This window comes from Paraburkholderia sp. FW306-2-2C-D06C (genome assembly GCF_058781505.1).
On the sequence record NZ_JBYSWU010000056.1, the window covers coordinates 20,167 to 38,717 of the forward strand.

Sequence of the window (18,551 nt, forward strand, 5' to 3'; positions counted from 1 at the left end):
CCGGCGGTGCAACTCACGCCTTACCGCTCTTGCGCATCGAGCCGCGCCAAACCGCCGCGGCAGTCCAGGCAGATCAGACTGGCCTTCGTGCCGATGCCGACGCAGTTGCCGCCGGACGAGGTCGCGGTGGCGGCACTGACGCCGCTTTTTTCGGCGAAGCCACAGTCATGGCCAGTTCGAACAGGCCGTCCCAAGGGTCGGGCGGCGGATCGTTACGATGATTGCCCGGCGTGCCGCCGGAAAGACCCTTCACCTGGCGATCCAGCCGCGCGGCCAAAGCAAGCGCCTTCTCCAGCGCGCCCTCGGTGACGCGCGACAGCGCCGGTCCGATCAGCCGCTCGCGCGGACCCCACACGCGGTTCTCGCGCACCAGCATCGCAAGCGGCTTGCCCGCCGCGACGCCGCGCTTGATCCGCAACAGCGTGCGCACTTCTTCGACAACCGCCCACAGCACCAGCACGGCAGCCTCGCCTTCGCCGCGCAAACCGTCGAGCATGCGCGACAAACGGCCGACGTCGCCCGCCAGCATCGCTTCGTTCAGCTTGAAGACGTCGTAACGGGCGACATTCAGCACGGCGTCCTGAATCTGTTCGAAGCTCAACGTACCGGCCGGATAGAGCAGCCCGAGTTTCTGAATTTCCTGATGCGCGGCGAGCAGATTGCCTTCCACGCGCTCGGCAATGAACGCCAACGCGCGCCGCCCTTCTTCGCCGGCGGCGACTCGCTGGCCTTGGGCTGCGAGACGCTGGCCGACCCAGTTCGGCAACTGCGCGCGCTCGACCGGATCGATTTTCAGCGCGACGCCCGCATCGGCCAGCGCGGTAAACCATGCGGACTTTTGCGTGGCCGCATCGAGCCGCGGCAGCGTGATCATGGTCAGCACGTCGTCATTGACAGCGCCGGCGAGCGCCTTCAGCGCATCCGCGCCTTCCTTGCCGGGCTTGCCCGACGGAATGCGCAATTCGACCAGTTGGCGGTCGCCGAACAGCGACATCGACTGACTCGCGCCAAGCAGCGAACTCCAGTCGAAGCCGCGCTCGACAGAAAACACTGAGCGGTCGGTGAAACCGGCCGCCCGCGCCGTCGCGCGAATCCGGTCGCATGCTTCCTGCGCGAGCAGGTGCTCGTCGCCGTACACGACGTACAGTCCGGCGAGTCCCCTGGCGAGATGCGCTTCAAGCGCGTCAAGTCGCAATTGCATGGCTACCGATCGGCGAGATTGAACAAATAAGACAACGAAGACAAAGCGGCGACGCTCACAGCGGCGGCGGCGGCAACGGCGCGCGCGGCGCGACCGCCGGCACGCCCTGGCCCGGCGCCGGATGCAGCGACTTCACGATCGCCAGACGGCGCGTGAGCTGGTCGATTGCGTCGTTTTCCATGTCGGCGAACAGAATGTCCGATTCCGCGGCCTTGGCCTGCGAGTACTGGTCGCTATAGGTCATCGCGCGGTTCAACGCGATCACGCTCGGCGGAATCAGCACGGTGCCGTCCTTGCCGACCAGCGTGTAGTTCATCGAAAGATTCATCTGATACTCCTCGACCACGCCGAGCGAGTTCAAGGTCAGCGTACTGGTGCCGCGGCCTTCGGTAATCTGCAGCGTCGCGTCGGCATTCGAGACCGAATTGACCACCACCGTATCGCTGCCGCCCTGCACGATGCGCGTGAGCCGCGCGCCGGCCGCTGCCGAACCGCCGGAGACATAGAGGCGTTTGAATGCGTAGTCCTGCTGGCCGCGCAGCTGGAAGCCGCAAGCGGTCAACATCAGCACGCTGCAAGCCAGCGTCAAAAACGATCTGCGAGTCACATTGGCTCCTGGTTCGCAGTAGATTCCGCAGCGCAGACAAGCGCCGCCGCGCGCGGCGGCGTCCTGTCCGCAGTCATGTTTGCGTGCGCCGTCAAACGACCACGTTCACGAGGCGGCCCGGCACCACGACGATCTTCTTCGGCGCCTTGCCTTCGCTGAACTTCGCGACCATTTCGTGCGCGGCCGCGATCTGTTCGATCGCGTCACGCGAGGCGTCCTTTGCCACCGTCAGCGCGCCACGCACCTTGCCGTTCACCTGCAGCACGAGTTCGATCTCGGCCTGCTCCAGCGCCTGTTCGTCGACCTTCGGCCACGGCGCGTCGAGCAGCGAGCCGAATTCGTCGGCATAACCAAGTTCCTGCCACAGCTGGAACGTCTGATGCGGCACGACCGGGTACAGCACGCGCAGCATCACGCCGTACGTCTCGCGCAGCACGGCGGGTTGGGCGCCCTTCGCGCTGTCGAGCGCGTTGAGCATCTTCATCGCCGCCGACACCACCGTGTTGTACTGCAAGCGCTGATAGTCGAAGTCGGCCTGCTTCAGCACACTGTAGATCTCGCGGCGCAGCGCCTTGTCGGCTTCGCCGAGTTGCGCGGCGTCGAACTTGCCGTCCGCGCGCAGCGCGGCTTCGTTCGCGTGGCCGAAGCTCCACACGCGGCGCAGGAAGCGGCTCGCGCCTTCCACGCCCGAACCGGACCATTCGAGCTGTTGCTCGGGCGGTGCGGCGAACATCACGAACAGACGCGCGGTATCCGCACCGTACTGGTCGATCAGCAATTGCGGATCGACACCGTTGTTCTTCGACTTCGACATCTTCTCGACGCCGCCGAGCACCACCGGCTGGCCGTCCGCATTCAGCACGGCGCCGACCGGGCGGCCCTTGTCGTCGAACGTGACGGTGACCTCGGCCGGGTTGTACCAGGTCTTCTTGCCCGCTTCGTTTTCGCGGTAGTAGGTTTCGTTGAGCACCATGCCCTGCGTGAGCAGGTTCCTGGCCGGCTCGCCGAACTTGACGAGACCCAGGTCGCGCATCACCTTCGCCCAGAAGCGCGAGTACAACAGGTGCAGGATCGCGTGCTCGATGCCGCCGATGTACTGGTCCATCGGCGCCCAATAATCGGTGCGCTCGTCGACCATGGTCTTCGCATCCGGCGCCGCGTAGCGGTAGAAGTACCACGACGAATCGACGAACGTGTCCATCGTGTCGGTTTCGCGCCTGGCCGCGCCGCCGCACGTCGGGCAGGTGCAGTTCACGAACGCTTCGGACTTCGCGAGCGGGTTGCCCGTGCCGTCCGGCACGAGGTCTTCCGGCAGCACGACCGGCAGATCCTTTTCCGGCACCGGCACGTCGCCGCACTTCGGACAGTGGATGATCGGAATCGGCGTGCCCCAGTAACGCTGGCGCGACACGCCCCAGTCACGCAGACGCCACGTGACCTGCTTGTCGCCGAGGCCGAGTTCTTTCAGATCGGCGGCGATCGCGTCGACCGCCTGCTCGTAGTTGAGGCCGTCGTACTTGCCGCTGTTGACGCAAACGCCGCCCTCCTTGTCGCCGTACCATTCTGCCCAAGCTTCGGTCGAGAATTCCTTGCCCTCGACGGCGACCACCTGCTTGATCGGCAGACCGTATTTCTTCACGAACGCGAAGTCGCGCTCGTCGTGCGCCGGCACGCCCATCACCGCGCCTTCGCCGTAGCTCATCAGCACGTAGTTGCCGATCCACACTTCGACCTGTTCCTGCGTCAGCGGATGCGTGACGTAGAAGCCGGTGCCCATGCCCTTCTTTTCCATCGTCGCGACGTCGGCTTCGGCGACGCCGCCGCGCTTGCATTCTTCGATGAAAGCTTGCAATTCCGGCTTGTCTTGCGCGAGACGCGTGGCGAGCGGATGCTCTGCGGCGATTGCGCAGAAGGTCACGCCCATGATCGTGTCGGCGCGCGTGGTGAACACGCGCAGCAGCTTCTGCTCGCCGTCGATCTCATACGGGAAACCGAAGTTCACGCCGAAGCTCTTGCCGATCCAGTTTTGCTGCATGATCTTGACGCGCTCGGGCCAGCCGAGGCCTTCGAGATCGTTCAGCAGTTCGTCCGCGTACTGCGTGATGCGCATGTAGTACATCGGGATTTCGCGCTTTTCGACCAGCGCGCCCGAGCGCCAGCCGCGGCCGTCGATCACCTGCTCGTTGGCGAGCACGGTCTGGTCGACCGGGTCCCAGTTGACGGTGCCGGTTTTCTTGTACGCGATGCCCTTTTCGAGCATCTTCAGGAACAGCCACTGGTTCCACTTGTAGTAATCGGGGCTGCAGGTCGCGACTTCACGCGACCAGTCGATCGCGAGGCCCATCGACTGCATCTGCTTCTTCATGTACGCGATGTTGTCGTAGGTCCACTTGGCCGGCGGCACGTTGTTGGCCATCGCGGCGTTTTCCGCCGGCATGCCGAACGCGTCCCAACCCATCGGCATCAGCACGTTGTAGCCGTTCATCCGCAGATAGCGGTACATCACGTCGTTGATCGTGTAGTTGCGCACGTGCCCCATGTGCAGCTTGCCCGACGGGTACGGCAGCATCGAGACGCAATAGAACTTGGGCTTGTCGGTGGTTTCCGTCGTCTTGTACGCGTCGATGGCGCGCCATTGCCCTTGCGCGGCGGATTCGACGTCGGAGGGAACGTATTTTTCGTGCATGGTGTGATGGGATCGCTGGGTTCGGTGCTTTCGCACCGGCCGCTTTGGTGCTCTGCTGGATGAAATGGCGTCGTTTCCCCTTCTGCGGGGAAAGGGCTGATTATACCGTTCGCGGACGGGTGCGCCGCGTGGCATGGTGCGCGGGCCCGACACGGCTCGGCCGGAGCAAAGCCGGATTGGCGCTACTTCTGGCTCGTGCCCGGCGGCGGCGGGTCGGTCACGAAGCCGATCCGCTCGAGCCCCGCCTGCTGCGCCGCGCCCATCACCTGTGCGATCACCTCGTAGCGTGTCGAGCGCTCGGCGCGCAGGTGGATCTCGGGCTGGTCGGCCTCTTTGCCCGCTTGCACGAAGCGCGCGCGCATCTGCTCAAGCGTGATGACGTTGCCGTTCCAGTACAGCTTGCCGAAGGCATCGATTGAAAGGGAAATGGTTTGCGGCGTTTGCCGCGCGGACGCAGCGGCGACTTTGGGCAGATCGAGCCGGATCGCGTGCGTGAATAAAGGCGCGGTAATGATAAAAATCACCAGCAGCACCAGCATCACGTCGATCAGCGGCGTCATGTTGATCTCGGCCATCGGCGCGGCCGTTTGCCTTTTTTCGAGTCCGCCGAATGCCATGTCGACTCCTCCTGCCTGAGCGGGCGCGCCTAGCGGGCCGGGGCCCGGGCCGGGACTTGCTGGGGTTGGGACTGGGGCTGGATCTGATCCGCCGGCGCGCACACGTAGGCGTGCAGATCGTGCGCGAAGCCGTCGAGTTCCTCCGACAACTGCCGCACCAGACGCCCGAGCACGTTATAGGCGAGCACCGCAGGAATCGCGACCACGAGGCCGAAGGCCGTCATGATGAGCGACTCGCCGACCGGGCCTGCGACGTTCTCGATCATGGCCTGACCGCTCGCCGCGATGCTGCCGAGTGCATGATAGATGCCCCAGACGGTGCCGAGCAAGCCGACGAACGGCGCCGTGCTGCCCACCGAGGCCAGCAGCACCTGACCGAACTCGAGCCGCCGCTGCGACGCGCTGAGCGCCTGACGCAACGCCCGCAGCACCCGCTCGCTGCGCTCCACGCGGGCGAGCAGCGCGCCCGGAATGTCCACTTCGACCGCATGCAGCGCGGCTTCGGCAAGCGGCGTGAAAACGCGCTCGCGGTCCACGCGCCTGAGCGCCGCGACGCCCTCGGAAAGCGTGGGCGCCTGCCAGAACTGCGTGATCGCGCGCGTCGCCTGACGTTTCGCGCGCCCCAAAATCCAGCTTTTGACGATCAGAAAGCACCAGCTCGCAATCGACATAGCCAGCAGCACATACGCGACGGCATGCGTGATCGCGTCGCTGGTTTGCAGGTAATGAGTAATGCCGCTGCCTGCCATCTGACCTCGCCTTCGGAAAGTGACTACCGGGGCACAAACGGGGCCGCAACGGCCCCGTGAGATGCTCAACGCAGGCCGAGCACGTCCTGCATGTCGAACAGGCCGTTTGCGTGCCCTTCGAGGAAACGTACTGCGCGCAGCGCGCCTTGCGCGTACGACAGGCGGCTCGCCGATTTGTGCGTGATTTCGATACGCTCGCCGATGCCCGCGAACAGCACCGTATGGTCGCCGACGATATCGCCGCCGCGAATCGCCGAGAAACCGATGGTGGACGGATCGCGTTCGCCGGTCACACCTTCGCGGCTGTAGACGGCGCAGTCGTCGAGATTACGGCCGAGCGCGTGGGCGATCACTTCGCCCATCGTCAGCGCAGTGCCGGACGGCGCGTCGACCTTGTGACGGTGATGCGCCTCGATGATTTCGATGTCATAGCCGGTCGCGAAATGCTTCGCGGCGTATTCGAGCAGCTTCAGCGTCACGTTGACGCCGACGCTCATGTTCGACGCGAACATGATGGCGATCTTGTCCGCGGCCGCGCGCAGCAGCGCTTTCTGCTCGTTGTCGAAACCGGTCGTGCCGATCACCATTTTCACGTTGTGACGCTGCGCGGCTTCCAGATGCATCAGCGTGCCCTCGGGGCGCGTGAAGTCGATCAGGTAGTCCGATTCGGCGAACACGCGCTCGATGTCGTCGGTAAGCGCGACGCCCGTCTGCTTGCCGAGAAATGCACCGGCGTCCTGACCGAGTTGCGGGGAGCCTGCACGGCCGAGCGCGCCGGACAGCGTGGCGCCGGAATCGTTAAGGACGGTTTCGATGAGCATCCGGCCCATACGGCCCGATGCGCCGGCAATGGCAATTTTCATGGCTACGAGGCTTGGAAATGACAAAAAACGGACAGCTCGATCAGCCGCCCGTTCCCGAGGTTGCGGGCGAAGAGGTCAGCGGCGCGTTATACGTCGGGCCGCCGGTGCTGCTTTGCGGGCCCGTCGGTCCCACCGGATTGTCCTGCGAGCCCGGCACCTGCGGCGGCGGCGGACGATGGAACTGGAACTGCGGCTGGCCTGCGGCCGTGGGGCCCTGCGGCGGCACACCGCCGCCGTTGGCGGTCGGCGCGCTCGAGCGCACCGATGACTGTGTTCTGCCCGACGGCGCCGGCACCGCATTGGTCGCACGATTGGCGGCCTGTGCGGCTTCGGCGTTGGCGTCCGTGGACGGCGCACCCGCTGCGGCGGCCTCGGCGGACGGCGAGCGCGTGCTGTCCACCGTCATCGGCGCTGCGGCCACCGGCGCGCTGGCGGCACTGGCGCCGCTCGCTGCGGCCGGCACGGCGGCAGCCTTCTTGCCGCGCTTGTCGCCGTCGATTTCGGCGAGCAGTTCGAGGTTGGACGGCAGATCTTCGCCGCCCGACCAGCTGGCGACACGGTCGCCCGCGAAGGTAATCACGAAGTCGCGCTGTTGCACGACATTAGCCGAGCCGCGCTTGAAATAGAACACGTAGTCCCAGCGATCCGCGTGGAACATGTCGGTGAGCAGCGGCGTGCCGAGCAACTGGCGCACCTGCGCGCGCGACATGCCGACCTGCATCTGCGAAGCCGCTTCTTTCGAGACGAAATTGCCTTGCACGACCGTAATCCGATACGGCGTGATGCTTTGTGCAACGCGCTGCGTCAGGCTGTCGTAGGTGGAACATCCGGCAAGAACCGCGACAGTCACAGCAGCGATCAAGGTACCCCGCATGCGGCTCCCCCGGTAGATCAATTGAGATTTTGAAATCATTTCACTCACCGTGCGGGCCCAAGGACGAGCCGCGCGAGTTTCATTCCATCGAAGATGACCAGAACGGCAAAAACACATTACTATGAGAGCCCAGCATTGTACTCTAGGGATCCCTTGTCATGACCAATCCAACCGATCTCAAGAATATCGGGCTCAAGGCGACCCTACCGCGCCTCAAAATCCTTGAGATTTTCCAGCATAGCCCGGTACGCCACCTGACCGCAGAAGACGTCTACCGCAACCTGCTGCATGAAGAACTCGATATCGGCCTGGCAACCGTGTATCGCGTGCTGACGCAGTTCGAGCAGGCCGGCCTTCTGTCGCGCAGCAACTTCGAATCAGGCAAGGCGGTATTCGAGCTGAACGAAGGGTCGCATCACGATCACCTCGTGTGCCTCGATTGCGGACTCGTCGAAGAGTTTTTCGACTCCGAAATCGAAAGCCGCCAGCAGTCCATCGCGAAGGAACGTGGCTTCAAGCTGCAGGAACACGCGTTGGCGCTGTACGGCGCCTGCACGAAGGAGAATTGCCCGCATCGCAAGCATTGACGCGATGTTGCAGGCCGCGTCGGGGTACGCGGTCCAGCAGGCAAACGCAAAAAGACCCGGCCGATGAAAATCGGCCGGGTCTTTTTTTACCTACGATTACGATGTGCGCGGCGTCGCATTCGGCCTCGAATCCGGCCTCGAATCCGGCTTTACTGCCGACCCCGCTTCAGGCCCTATTCCGCCATTTCGAGGCTGGCTTCGAACACGAGCCGGCGCGGCTCGGCCAACGGCAATTCGTCGCAGTTGGGTTGTTCGCCGCCACGATCCACCACGACAAAATCGCTCACCTGCCCGAGCGCGAGCAGCGGATGGTGCCAGACGCCTTTCGCATAGTTCACGCCCTGCCAGCCGTCGGTCCAGAAAGCCCGCATCTGCGCCGGATCGAACTCGCCCGCCGGCGCGACGACCACCAGATATCGGCGTGCCGTTAAGGGAATGAAAGCCTGGCTGCCCAGCGGGTGCCGCTCCATCATCGCGATTTCGACCGGCAGAGCGCGGGGTTGCGCGCGAAACACGCTGATCAGCGGCCGTCCGCCGTTTTCCGTGACGTCGACCTTGGCAAGGTCGTGATAGCGCTCCGTCGTACCGCCGTTGATCGGGAAATGGCGCGCGCCGTCCAGCTCGATGACGTCGCCGAACGGCGCGAAGGCCGCGCGCGTCAGACGCTCCGTCTGCAATGTCTTCATCGACACGACTCCTGTCAGGCGATCTCGCCCCACAACCGCAGGCGCGACACGCCGCCGTCTGGAAAGATATTGAAACGCACATGGGTCACCGGCCCGAGCGACGCGAGTTCCGCGGCGAACGTGTGCACGTGGTCCATTTGCAGCTTCTGTTCATCGAGCAGCACCGGCCAGAACATCGCCTGGCTGACGAGCGAATCGTCAGTGCCGCCCGTGACCGACGCCGCCTGCAGCGAACAGCGGTCGGGGAAATTGCCCTTGAAGTGCGCCGTATCGACTTCGATCTTACGAATCACGCCCGGCCGCGCGAGCGCGACGATCGCCCAATCGTTGCCCGGCTCGCGACGGCGCCGGGTCTCCCAGCCGTCGCCCATGTTGACGCCGCGCCCCGGCATCAGCATCTGCGAAGCCGGGCCGAAATGCTGGTTGTTCGCGGCGACGAGGTACGCACCGTTTTCGATCGCGGCGAGATCCAGCAGCGTGCCGCGTTCGACCCGAGCCCAGTCGCGCTGCGGCTGACCGTACACGCGCAGGCGCGCAAGACCGCCGTCCGGATACAGATTCACGCGCAGATGCGTGAAGGCGCGCGCGTCGTTCACTTCGACGTAATGGTGCTGGTTGCCCTGCAGCGTGGTTGCCGGCACGAGCGTTTGCCAATCGGCGTTGTCCGGCGGGACCTCGCCGTCCACCTGACACGCGTCGATCGACGCGGCCGGCGGGAAGTTGCCAGTGAAGTGGCTCGTGTCCAGATCGACGCCGTGCACGACGCCCGGCCGCGCAAGCCTGATCACGCAATAGTCGTGGCCGGTGGTGCGCTTGCGGCGGGTTTCCCAGCCGTCCATCCACTTGCCGTGGTCGTCGTACTTGCCGGGAATGAACACCGCCGGCTGCGGCTCGAGCATGCGTTCTTTCGGCGCGAAGAATTCATCGCTGGCGTAAAGCGCCTTCGCTCCCAGACGCGGGTCGGCGAGGTTCATATAACGACGGGTGAAAGCAGGAGCGTTGGGGTCGAGGATCGGATTAGCCATAGTCTCGGTCAGGCGACAGTGAGTGATGGAGGTAACAACCAGGCAACAACCAGGTAACAACCGGCGGATTCACCGCATCCGCCGGCCGGCAAGCGCGCAGCATCGGCTCGCGCGAAACCGGATGAATCAGACCGCGGGGGCGTGATCGCCGGCGGCAGACTCGACGCCCGGGTCTTCACCGGCGGACACAAAGCGCAGCGCGGCGTCGCGGTTCAGCACGCGATGGGCGCGGCTCCGGTCGATATCGTTTTCCCACACGGCGACGACCACCGTGGCGACGCAGTTGCCGATCAGGTTAGTGAGCGCGCGGGCGATGCCGACGAACCAGTCGACCGGGAGGATCAGCACGAGACCGAGCACGGGAATCGCCGGAATCGCGGACAGGGTGGCGGCCAGAATCACGATCGCCGAGCCGGGAATGCCGTGCGCGCCCTTCGACGTCACCAGCGAAACCAGCACCACCACGATCAGATCGTGCATCGACAGCGGCGTGTTGGTGGCTTGCGCGATGAAGATCACCGCGAGCGTCAGATAGATCGAGAAGCCGTCGAGATTGAAGGAATAGCCAGTCGGAATCACCAGCCCGACGGTCGAATCCTTGACGCCCATCCATTCGAGCTTGCGCATGATCTGCGGCAGCACCGCATCCGACGAAGCCGTGCCGAGCACGATCGACAGCTCTTCGCGCAGATAGCGGATCAGCTTGAAGATGCTGAAGCCGGCCAGACGCATCACGATGCCGAGCACGACCACCACGAACACGATGCAGCTCGCGTAGAACACCAGCACCAGCATGCCGAGTTGCTTGAGCGACTCCACCCCGTAGGTGCCGGTGGTGAATGCGATCGCGCCGAGCACGCCGAGCGGCGCGAGTTTAATGATGAAACTCATCACGCGGAAGAACACCTGCGCCAGCTCGTCGATCAGGCTGCTGACACGCTGCGCCTTAGTGCCGAGCAAGGACAGCGCCGAGCCGAACAGCACCGAAAACACGAGAATCTGCAGGATGTCGCCGGTCGCGAACGCGTTGATCGCCGTGTCGGGAATGATCTTCAGAAGAAAACCGGCCGTGTCCTTCAGGCTCTTCGCGTGCTCGGTGTAGGTGGACAGCGAAGCGGGATCGAGCGAATGCAGGTCGATATTCATGCCGACGCCCGGCCGCGTCACGTAGGCCAGCACCGCGCCGATCACGAGCGCAATCGTCGTCATGATTTCGAAGTAGACCACCGCCTTCAGGCCGACCCGCCCCACTTTGCGCAGATCGCCGGCATGCGCCATGCCGCTCACGACGACGCAAAAGACGATCGGGCCGATCACCATCTTGATCAGCTTCAGAAAGCCGTCGCCGAGCGGGCGCAGCGATTGGGCGAAATGCGGGAACACGGCACCGAGCACAATGCCCGCCACCAGCGCTATGACGACCCGGCCAAACAGTGAATTGAAAAATTTCAACACGGCTTCCTCCTGGTTACGATTCGCATCTGTTCAGACTGGTCCGACCAGTGCTGTTATTTCGAATAGTAGGAAGCCGATATACTGGCGTCAAGGATTCAAAGCACGGTGTTTACCCGTTCATTTTGCCGGATTTCGGGGCCGGGTTGCTCAGTACGGGCGGCTGTCCGTACGCGCGTTCAGAACGCGTATTACAATACTGGTCAGACCGCGCCACAAGTGAGCCAGGATGAAAAACGTTCCGCATACCGTTACTGATGCCGCCATCGCGACCATCCGCGACCGGATCGAAGCGGGCGCCTATCCGGTGGGCAGTTTGCTGCCGGCGCAGCGCCAGCTCTCCGAAGAACTGGCGATCAGCCGCGCGTCGCTGCGTGAAGCGCTGTCCACCCTCGAAGCGCTCGGTTTGCTGGTGATACGCCCCGGTAAGGGCGTGTATGTGGAAAGCGCGCAGGCTACGGCTGCGCGATCGTGGCGCTTCGCGGAGCAATCGTCGCTGCCGGATACTTACCAGATGCGTTTCGCGCTTGAAGGCTTTGCCGCGCGAATGGCGGCGCTGGCCGTCAGCGACGCCGATCTCGCATGGTTCGAAGACAATATCGCGGCGATGCACGAAGCGCTCACCTGCGAAGAACTCGACGAAGCCGCCCAGCTCGACTACGACTTCCACATGCGAATCGTGAGCATTGCCGGTAATGCGGCCATCGAATCGATTTTGCGCAGCAACGCTGACGTCATGAAGGAGAGCCAACGGCTGCCGTTCTATCGGCGCGAGCTTGTGCTGTCCACTTACCACGAGCATCGCGCGATTCTCGACGCGCTCAAGGCCCGCGATTCCGCGGCGGCCGGCAAAGCGATCGAAACCCATATCGCCAACGCCGCGCAGCGCGCCGGCGTTTACTTCCCGACCCCGCAGGCGCGGGCGTAAAAAAGCCGCTCCGAAGAGCGGCTTTTTTGTCCCTGCGGCCCGAGCTGCAGGGCATACGAAACAGACGGCTTACTTCGCCTTATTTCGCGTTGGCGAGCGCCACAGCCGTGTCCAGCATGCGGTTCGAGAAGCCCCACTCGTTATCGTACCAGCTCGACACCTTCACCAGACGGCCCGACACCTTGGTCAGCGTTGCGTCGAACGTCGACGAAGCCGGGTTGTGGTTGAAGTCGATCGAGACCAGCGGTGCGTCGTTGTAGCCGAGGATGCCCTTCAACGCGCCTTGCGATGCTTCCTTCATGATCGCGTTGACTTCTTCGACCGTCGTGTCGCGCGCGGCGATGAACGACAGGTCGACGACCGACACGTTGATCGTCGGGACGCGAATCGCGTAGCCGTCCAGCTTGCCGTTCAGTTCCGGCAACACCAGCCCGACAGCCGATGCGGCGCCGGTCTTGGTCGGGATCTGGCTGTGCGTGGCCGAACGCGCGCGGCGCAGGTCTTCGTGGTACACGTCAGTCAGAACCTGGTCGTTCGTGTACGCGTGAATCGTCGTCATCAGACCGTTCACGAGGCCGATCTTGTCGTTCAGCGGCTTGACGAGGGGTGCCAGGCAGTTGGTCGTGCACGATGCGTTCGAGATCACCGTGTCCGATGCCTTCAGCACGTTGTGGTTCACGCCGTAGACGATCGTTGCGTCGACATCCTTACCGCCCGGCGCCGAAATGATGACCTTCTTCGCGCCGCCCTTGATGTGCGCGCTGGCCTTTTCCTTGGTCGTGAAAAAGCCCGTGCATTCCATCACGACGTCGACGTTCAGCTCGCCCCACGGCAGTTCCGCCGGGTTGCGATTGGCCAGCACGCGGATCTTGTCGCCGTTGACAACGAGGTAGTCGCCGTCCACCGACACTTCGCCCGGGAACTTGCCGTGCGCCGTGTCGTATTGCGTCAGGTGAGCGTTCGTCTTGGCATCGCCTAGATCGTTGATGGCGACGATTTCGATATCGTGCTTCTTGCCGTTTTCATAGAAGGCGCGCAGCGTGTTGCGGCCGATCCGGCCGTAGCCGTTGATTGCGACGCGAATCGTCATGGTCTATCTCCTGATGGCTGAAAAAAATACGTCCATTCCGTCTGACTGGCTGCGTTGCCGCACGTTCGCACGCGTGCGGCAACGCGTGCCGAAGATCAGCCGAGTGCGGCTTTAGCCGTCTCTACGACGTGCTCGACGGTGAAGCCGAAATGCTTGAACAGCACGCCCGCCGGGGCCGATTCGCCGAACGTGTCGATCCCGACCACGCCGCCTTCCAGACCCACATACTTGCGCCAGAAATCCGTGACGCCCGCTTCGATCGCGACGCGGCGCACACCGTGCGGCAAGACGCGTTCCCGGTAGGCGGCGTCCTGCTTGTCGAACACGGTGGTCGACGGCATCGACACGACACGTGCCGCAATGCCTTCGCGCGCCAGCGGCTCGACGGCCTTCAACGCCAGTTCGATTTCCGAACCCGTTGCGATCAGGATGATCTTGCGCGCGACGATCTCGTCGTTCCAGTCGCGCAACACGTAGCCGCCCTTTTCGATGTTGGCGATCTGCGCGTCCGTGCGCTCCGAGAACGGCAGGTTCTGACGGCTGAAGATCAGGCACGACGGGCCTTGATGCTCGACCGCGTGGGTCCAGGCCACCGCCGTTTCGACCGTATCGGCCGGGCGCCACACTTGCAGATTCGGAATCAGACGCAGGCTCGCGACATGTTCGATCGACTGGTGAGTCGGACCGTCTTCGCCGAGGCCGATCGAGTCGTGCGTGAACACGAAGATCGACGGCGCTTTCATCAGCGCGGCCACGCGCAGCGCGTTGCGGCTGTAGTCGGAGAAGGTCAGGAACGTGCCGCCGAACGCCTTGAAGCCGCCATGCAGCGCGACGCCGTTGATCGCGGCGCTCATGCCGAACTCGCGCACGCCGTAGTTCACGTAGTTGCCGGCGGCTTTGCCTTCCGCGTTCACGCGCACGGGCTTGGCGGCCTTCCAGTTGGTCAGGTTCGAGCCGGTCAGGTCGGCGGAACCGCCGAGCAGTTCCGGCAGCACCGCCGACAACCCTTCGATTGCTTGCTGCGATGCCTTACGCGTCGCGACGGTTTCCGCGCGTTCGTTCGCACCGGCGATGATTGCCTGTGCCTTTTCCTTCCAGTCGGCGGGCAGTTGCTTCGCGTTGCGGCGCGTGAATTCAGCCGCTTCCTGCGGGTATTTCGCCGCGTATTGCGCGAATGCCTTGTCCCAGTCGGACTCGAAGCGCGCGCCGGCTTCCTTCGCGTCCCACGCTGCGTAGACTTCCTGCGGAATCACGAACGGCTCCCACTTCCAGCCGATGGCCGCGCGGGTCGCCGCGATTTCCTTTTCGCCGAGCGGCGCGCCGTGCGAATCGTGGGTGCCGGCCTTGGTCGGCGCGCCTTCGCCGATCACGGTCTTGCAGCAGATCAGCGTGGGCTTGTCCGATTGCCTGGCTTGCTTGATCGCGGCGTCGACTGCGTCGACGTCATGGCCGACCACGTTCGGAATCACGTTCCAGCCGTACGCTTCGAAGCGCTTGGGCGTGTCGTCGTGGAACCAGTGGACCACTTCGCCGTCGATCGAGATGCCGTTGTCGTCGTAGAACGCGATCAGCTTGTTCAGTTTCAGCACGCCGGCGAGCGAGCAGGCTTCATGCGAGATGCCTTCCATCAGGCAGCCGTCGCCGACGAACACGTACGTGTGGTGGTCGACGATCTTCGCGTCAGGCTTGTTGAATTCGGTGGCGAGCAGCGATTCGGCGAGCGCCATGCCGACTGCATTGGCCAGACCCTGGCCGAGCGGACCCGTGGTGGTTTCGACGCCCGGCGTGATGCCGTATTCCGGGTGACCCGGCGTCCTGGAATGCATCTGGCGGAAGTTCTTCAGCTCTTCGATCGGCAGGTCGTAGCCGGTCAGATGCAGCAGCGAATACAGCAGCATTGAGCCGTGGCCGTTCGACAGAATGAAGCGGTCGCGGTCGGCCCAATGCGGATTCTTCGGGTTGTGGCGCAGATGGCGCGACCACAAAGCCACGCCGATTTCGGCCATGCCCATCGGCATGCCGGGGTGGCCGGAATTCGCTTGTTGAACGGCATCCATGGACAACGCGCGGATTGCGTTCGCCATCAGGGAGGTGTGTGCGGGAGACGGGGTCGTCATGTCGAGTCCGGAGACAGAGTCCAAAAAGCGGTGCGCGCTTGAGGCCCGGAAGCTCGGAGGCCAGTCCGCCTCGGCGCACGGTGCGGCGCCGGGAGACGCGAAACGGGCAGAGCAAACGGACAAGGCTGAAAGCGTGACATTCTAACAGAACGTTGACTCGCCCCTCGCGCGTAACCCCCGCTCGTTGCACCGCTGACGATCTGCGCGTCGAACTGGTGATCGGCGATGCTGCGCATTACGTCGCGTCCAACCGACGCGCCGAAGCATGACGACGCGGCCATGCACGCCGGACTGTTCTCGGCTTCTCGGTCCGTGCACGATAAACTAAGTCAATTCTTAAAGCCATCGCGGTAACGCAGGAGCAAAATGCACGGTCCAGTCGGCGCGCTATCGGTTATCGATACGGCGGCCGCCCGCCTGGCTTCGCAGCACGCGCCCCGCAAACCCAATAGATCCGGAGAAATCCATGACCGCCCCCCGCCCCGCCGGTGTGCCCTGGTTGACCCCCTATCTGACGGTACGCGACGCACGTGCCACGACCGCGTTCTTCGAAGCGGCATTCGGTTTCGAAGTACGCGACAGTGTCCAGGACGACGGTGTTGTCATGCATGTCGAGATGACCTATCAAGGCCATTTGATCGTGATGTTCGCGCCGGAAGGCGCGTTCGGCTCGGCTGCCAGGACACCCAAAAGCGCAGGCGCGATTGCGCCGCAATCGTTCTATCTCTATGTCGACGATGTCGACGCGGTTTACGCGCGGGCACTGGCCGCCGGCGCAAAATCGCTGAGCGAGCCACAGGATCAGTTCTGGGGCGACCGGTTTGCCCAGGTCGAAGATCTGGACGGCTACCGTTGGGCGCTCGCTCGCCACCTTTCCTGAACCAATGAGTATTTTTTTGATGCCTCGCTTCTTCGTCGGTACACCTCTTCAGCCCGGCGACATCATGCAGCTTCCCGATGACGTCACGCGCCACATTCTCGTGCTGCGTTTGCAGCCCGGCGATTCGATCGTGCTTTTCAACGGCGAAGGCGGCGAGTACAGCGCCGAACTCGTCGAAGTCGAACGCCGCTCAGCCACGATAAGAATCCACGAATTCCGCAATGTCGAAGTTGAAGCGCCGTATCGCCTGACGCTCGCTCAAGGCATCGCCGGCGGCGACAAGATGGACTGGCTGATCGAAAAGGCGGTCGAACTGGGCGCCTCCAGTTTCGTGCCGCTCACCACCACGCGCAGCGTCGTGCGTCTTGCCGGCGACCGCGCGCAGCGGCGGCATGCGCACTGGCAAGGCATCGTGCGCGCCTCGTGCGAACAGTGCGGGCGCAACCGCCTGCCGGAAATCATGCCGGTGCGCGAGATCGCCACCTGGCTCGGCGCGCTGCCGCGCGAGCCTGAAGAGGGCGAACTGCGAATCCTGCTCTCGCCGCGCGCGAGCATCAGCTTTTCGGCGCTGCCGGCCAATCCGCCGTACGGCCGTGTGACCGTGCTGGTCGGACCGGAAGGCGGTTTTTCGGCCACTGAGGAAGCGGCGGCGACCGATCACGGTTTCACGGCCGTCGGTCTCGGTCCACGCGTGCTGCGTACCGAAACCGCCGGTATCGCGGTGCTCTCGGCACTGGCGGCTCGCTGGGGCGGCTGGTAAGCAGCCCTGACGCGCGGCGCCTTGCAGACCGCGGCAGTCCGGCAGCCGAACTGAGAACCAGAGATTCGAACACCAAAGCAAAAGGCCCGCGATTCGGCGGGCCTTTTGCTTTCTTTTACTGCGGCAAGCGGCGTTCAGGCAAACGAATAAAACACCCGGAACGCGACCTTGCGCTCGGCCCAGAACTCGGCCGCTTCGCGGAACACGTCCAATAGCGTCTCGCGCCCTTCCTTGTCGAATTTCTGTGCGAGCGGCAGTTGCTCGAGCACGATCACGAAGCCGGGCTGCGCGCCCGCTTTGTGAACCAGATCGGTCAGACAATCGTAGAGCGCATCGTAATTCTTGCCGAAATGCTTCGGAAACAGGAACGACGTAGCAATGGTCTCGAGCACTTCCTGTTTGGTCTGCGCGTTTGCGCAGTACGCATACAGAAAATGCTGCCCGAGCTGATTGGCTTCATCAGCTAGATCCTGCACGCGAAACGCGCGGATCGACTGTACGATGTTCGGTCGCACGGTCTGGAAAAGACTCATGGGCTCCTCGTTCGATGAAAGCACCGTGCTGGTTTCGCTCTGGTTATTCTCCCGGCCTTGACCGCCGGCGCGCATCTTCATGACGCGCTGGAACAAATTGCCGTCGCCGGCCGCGAAAAGATCCGTCGCGACTCCGGAGTCGTGCGCGTAGACGTTGTCGCTCATGCCGTTCATCCCGATGTCATTCAACAATACGATTAAAACTGGTGTAGTGGTCGTCGGAGTAGTAACAGTTATCGGTTCGCTTTAGCGGACCTCCGCAGACGATGCGACGCGCGCCGCGATTATGTGCGCGAGGCGTAGGAACGGTGTATTCGTGGTAATAGCCGCGCCGATGCGGCGGCAGCAACCGTTCGTGATTGCCGAATACAATGCCGTCCTTCTCATACCGGTAAGGCCCGCCTGCGGCAATCAAGTTCAATGTATTGACCGCTTCGCTCGGCAACTGCGCCGCCGAGATGGTGCCCTGTGCTTGCGTGTCTGCACTGGCGGGCGCCGCGTAGTCGCGCGCAAACGCGCCAGGCACGGAGCCGGATAAGCCGCAGAACGTCAAAGCACCGATCAGCACGCCATTGCGTAGCCAGTTGCGTGCCATGAATCAGGGTTCCCCGCTGTTAGATCACGAGTTTGACGACCATGAAAGACGTAAGGGTATCGCTAAAGCCCCCCGGAATCAACGTTCGCTCGGCAGGCAAAAGGTTCCAATCGCGCGGCAAAGCGCCTCGGCGCGGGCTTTGACGACTTTTGACAGAAATTTTAGCCTGTACAGGCTAAAATTAGCCTAATAGTGCACTTGAGGATGCAGTTGGGATCAAGTTGCCGTAGCTCCGCCCCTGTGGGCCCGGTCGTACGGTCCCTCAAGGCGAAATGGCTTTGTTCAGCCTTTTTTGGGTGGC

Annotated in this window: 18 protein-coding genes; 4 read left to right on the top strand and 14 right to left on the bottom strand. The window is 63.4% G+C overall.

What is annotated here, in order from left to right; all coding sequences use genetic code 11:
- Positions 1 to 73 precede the first annotated feature (73 nt).
- The 7 genes from holA to AC3WLT_RS30635 form a co-directional block, all read right to left on the bottom strand.
- On the bottom strand, positions 74 to 1,201 hold the full coding sequence (gene holA, locus AC3WLT_RS30605) for a DNA polymerase III subunit delta (RefSeq protein ID WP_492595387.1): 1,128 nt from the start codon (positions 1,199 to 1,201) through the stop codon (positions 74 to 76).
- A gap of 55 nt (positions 1,202 to 1,256) precedes the next feature.
- Positions 1,257 to 1,808 (bottom strand): LPS-assembly lipoprotein LptE, encoded by a 552-nt coding sequence (locus tag AC3WLT_RS30610; RefSeq protein ID WP_492595388.1) that lies wholly within the window; start codon positions 1,806 to 1,808, stop codon positions 1,257 to 1,259.
- A 91-nt stretch (positions 1,809 to 1,899) separates the two neighbouring features.
- Positions 1,900 to 4,494: a leucine--tRNA ligase gene (gene leuS, locus AC3WLT_RS30615; RefSeq protein WP_492595389.1), complete on the bottom strand. Its 2,595-nt coding sequence runs from the start codon at positions 4,492 to 4,494 to the stop codon at positions 1,900 to 1,902.
- A 182-nt stretch (positions 4,495 to 4,676) separates the two neighbouring features.
- Positions 4,677 to 5,111 (bottom strand): ExbD/TolR family protein, encoded by a 435-nt coding sequence (locus tag AC3WLT_RS30620; RefSeq protein ID WP_492595390.1) that lies wholly within the window; start codon positions 5,109 to 5,111, stop codon positions 4,677 to 4,679.
- Between the two features lie 29 nt (positions 5,112 to 5,140).
- Positions 5,141 to 5,860, bottom strand: coding sequence for a MotA/TolQ/ExbB proton channel family protein (locus AC3WLT_RS30625; protein WP_492595391.1), 720 nt, complete (start codon positions 5,858 to 5,860; stop codon positions 5,141 to 5,143).
- A gap of 65 nt (positions 5,861 to 5,925) precedes the next feature.
- The gene (gene dapB / locus AC3WLT_RS30630; RefSeq protein WP_492595392.1) at positions 5,926 to 6,723 is read right to left on the bottom strand and encodes a 4-hydroxy-tetrahydrodipicolinate reductase; all 798 of its coding nucleotides are present in this window, start codon (positions 6,721 to 6,723) and stop codon (positions 5,926 to 5,928) included.
- A 40-nt stretch (positions 6,724 to 6,763) separates the two neighbouring features.
- Positions 6,764 to 7,597: an outer membrane protein assembly factor BamE gene (locus AC3WLT_RS30635; protein WP_492595418.1), complete on the bottom strand. Its 834-nt coding sequence runs from the start codon at positions 7,595 to 7,597 to the stop codon at positions 6,764 to 6,766.
- A gap of 158 nt (positions 7,598 to 7,755) precedes the next feature.
- On the opposite strand from AC3WLT_RS30635, the gene fur reads away from it, so the two are divergent.
- Entirely contained in the window at positions 7,756 to 8,184 is a 429-nt protein-coding gene (gene fur / locus AC3WLT_RS30640) for a ferric iron uptake transcriptional regulator (protein WP_012434340.1), read from the top strand.
- Positions 8,185 to 8,357: 173 nt separating this feature from the next.
- Here fur and AC3WLT_RS30645 read toward each other — a convergent pair whose 3' ends face one another.
- The 3 genes from AC3WLT_RS30645 to AC3WLT_RS30655 all read right to left on the bottom strand — a co-directional run bounded on the left by AC3WLT_RS30645 (position 8,358) and on the right by AC3WLT_RS30655 (position 11,350).
- Positions 8,358 to 8,870, bottom strand: a complete 513-nt coding sequence (locus AC3WLT_RS30645) for an ureidoglycolate lyase (protein WP_492595393.1) — start codon at positions 8,868 to 8,870, stop codon at positions 8,358 to 8,360.
- A 14-nt stretch (positions 8,871 to 8,884) separates the two neighbouring features.
- On the bottom strand, positions 8,885 to 9,895 hold the full coding sequence (gene alc, locus AC3WLT_RS30650) for an allantoicase (RefSeq protein WP_492595394.1): 1,011 nt from the start codon (positions 9,893 to 9,895) through the stop codon (positions 8,885 to 8,887).
- A 126-nt stretch (positions 9,896 to 10,021) separates the two neighbouring features.
- Entirely contained in the window at positions 10,022 to 11,350 is a 1,329-nt protein-coding gene (locus tag AC3WLT_RS30655; protein ID WP_492595395.1) for a C4-dicarboxylate transporter DctA, read from the bottom strand.
- Between the two features lie 226 nt (positions 11,351 to 11,576).
- On the opposite strand from AC3WLT_RS30655, the gene AC3WLT_RS30660 reads away from it, so the two are divergent.
- Entirely contained in the window at positions 11,577 to 12,275 is a 699-nt protein-coding gene (locus tag AC3WLT_RS30660) for a FadR/GntR family transcriptional regulator (protein WP_492595396.1), read from the top strand.
- A 79-nt stretch (positions 12,276 to 12,354) separates the two neighbouring features.
- Here the strand turns inward: AC3WLT_RS30660 and gap are convergent, their stop codons facing one another.
- On the bottom strand, positions 12,355 to 13,365 hold the full coding sequence (gap, locus tag AC3WLT_RS30665) for a type I glyceraldehyde-3-phosphate dehydrogenase (protein WP_006051892.1): 1,011 nt from the start codon (positions 13,363 to 13,365) through the stop codon (positions 12,355 to 12,357).
- Between the two features lie 95 nt (positions 13,366 to 13,460).
- Complete coding sequence (tkt, locus tag AC3WLT_RS30670) at positions 13,461 to 15,482, bottom strand: transketolase (RefSeq protein ID WP_492595397.1); 2,022 nt, start codon at positions 15,480 to 15,482, stop codon at positions 13,461 to 13,463.
- Between the two features lie 466 nt (positions 15,483 to 15,948).
- Here tkt and AC3WLT_RS30675 point away from each other — a divergent pair, with 466 nt between their 5' ends.
- Both AC3WLT_RS30675 and AC3WLT_RS30680 read left to right on the top strand, forming a co-directional pair.
- Complete coding sequence (locus AC3WLT_RS30675) at positions 15,949 to 16,362, top strand: VOC family protein (RefSeq protein ID WP_492595398.1); 414 nt, start codon at positions 15,949 to 15,951, stop codon at positions 16,360 to 16,362.
- 19 nt (positions 16,363 to 16,381) lie between these two features.
- Entirely contained in the window at positions 16,382 to 17,122 is a 741-nt protein-coding gene (locus AC3WLT_RS30680) for a 16S rRNA (uracil(1498)-N(3))-methyltransferase (RefSeq protein ID WP_492595399.1), read from the top strand.
- A 134-nt stretch (positions 17,123 to 17,256) separates the two neighbouring features.
- On the opposite strand, the gene AC3WLT_RS30685 is transcribed toward AC3WLT_RS30680, so the two are convergent.
- Positions 17,257 to 17,820, bottom strand: coding sequence for a barstar family protein (locus tag AC3WLT_RS30685; protein WP_492595400.1), 564 nt, complete (start codon positions 17,818 to 17,820; stop codon positions 17,257 to 17,259).
- Positions 17,821 to 17,836: 16 nt separating this feature from the next.
- Entirely contained in the window at positions 17,837 to 18,250 is a 414-nt protein-coding gene (locus tag AC3WLT_RS30690) for a ribonuclease (protein WP_492595401.1), read from the bottom strand.
- Between the last annotated feature and the right edge of the window lie 301 nt (positions 18,251 to 18,551).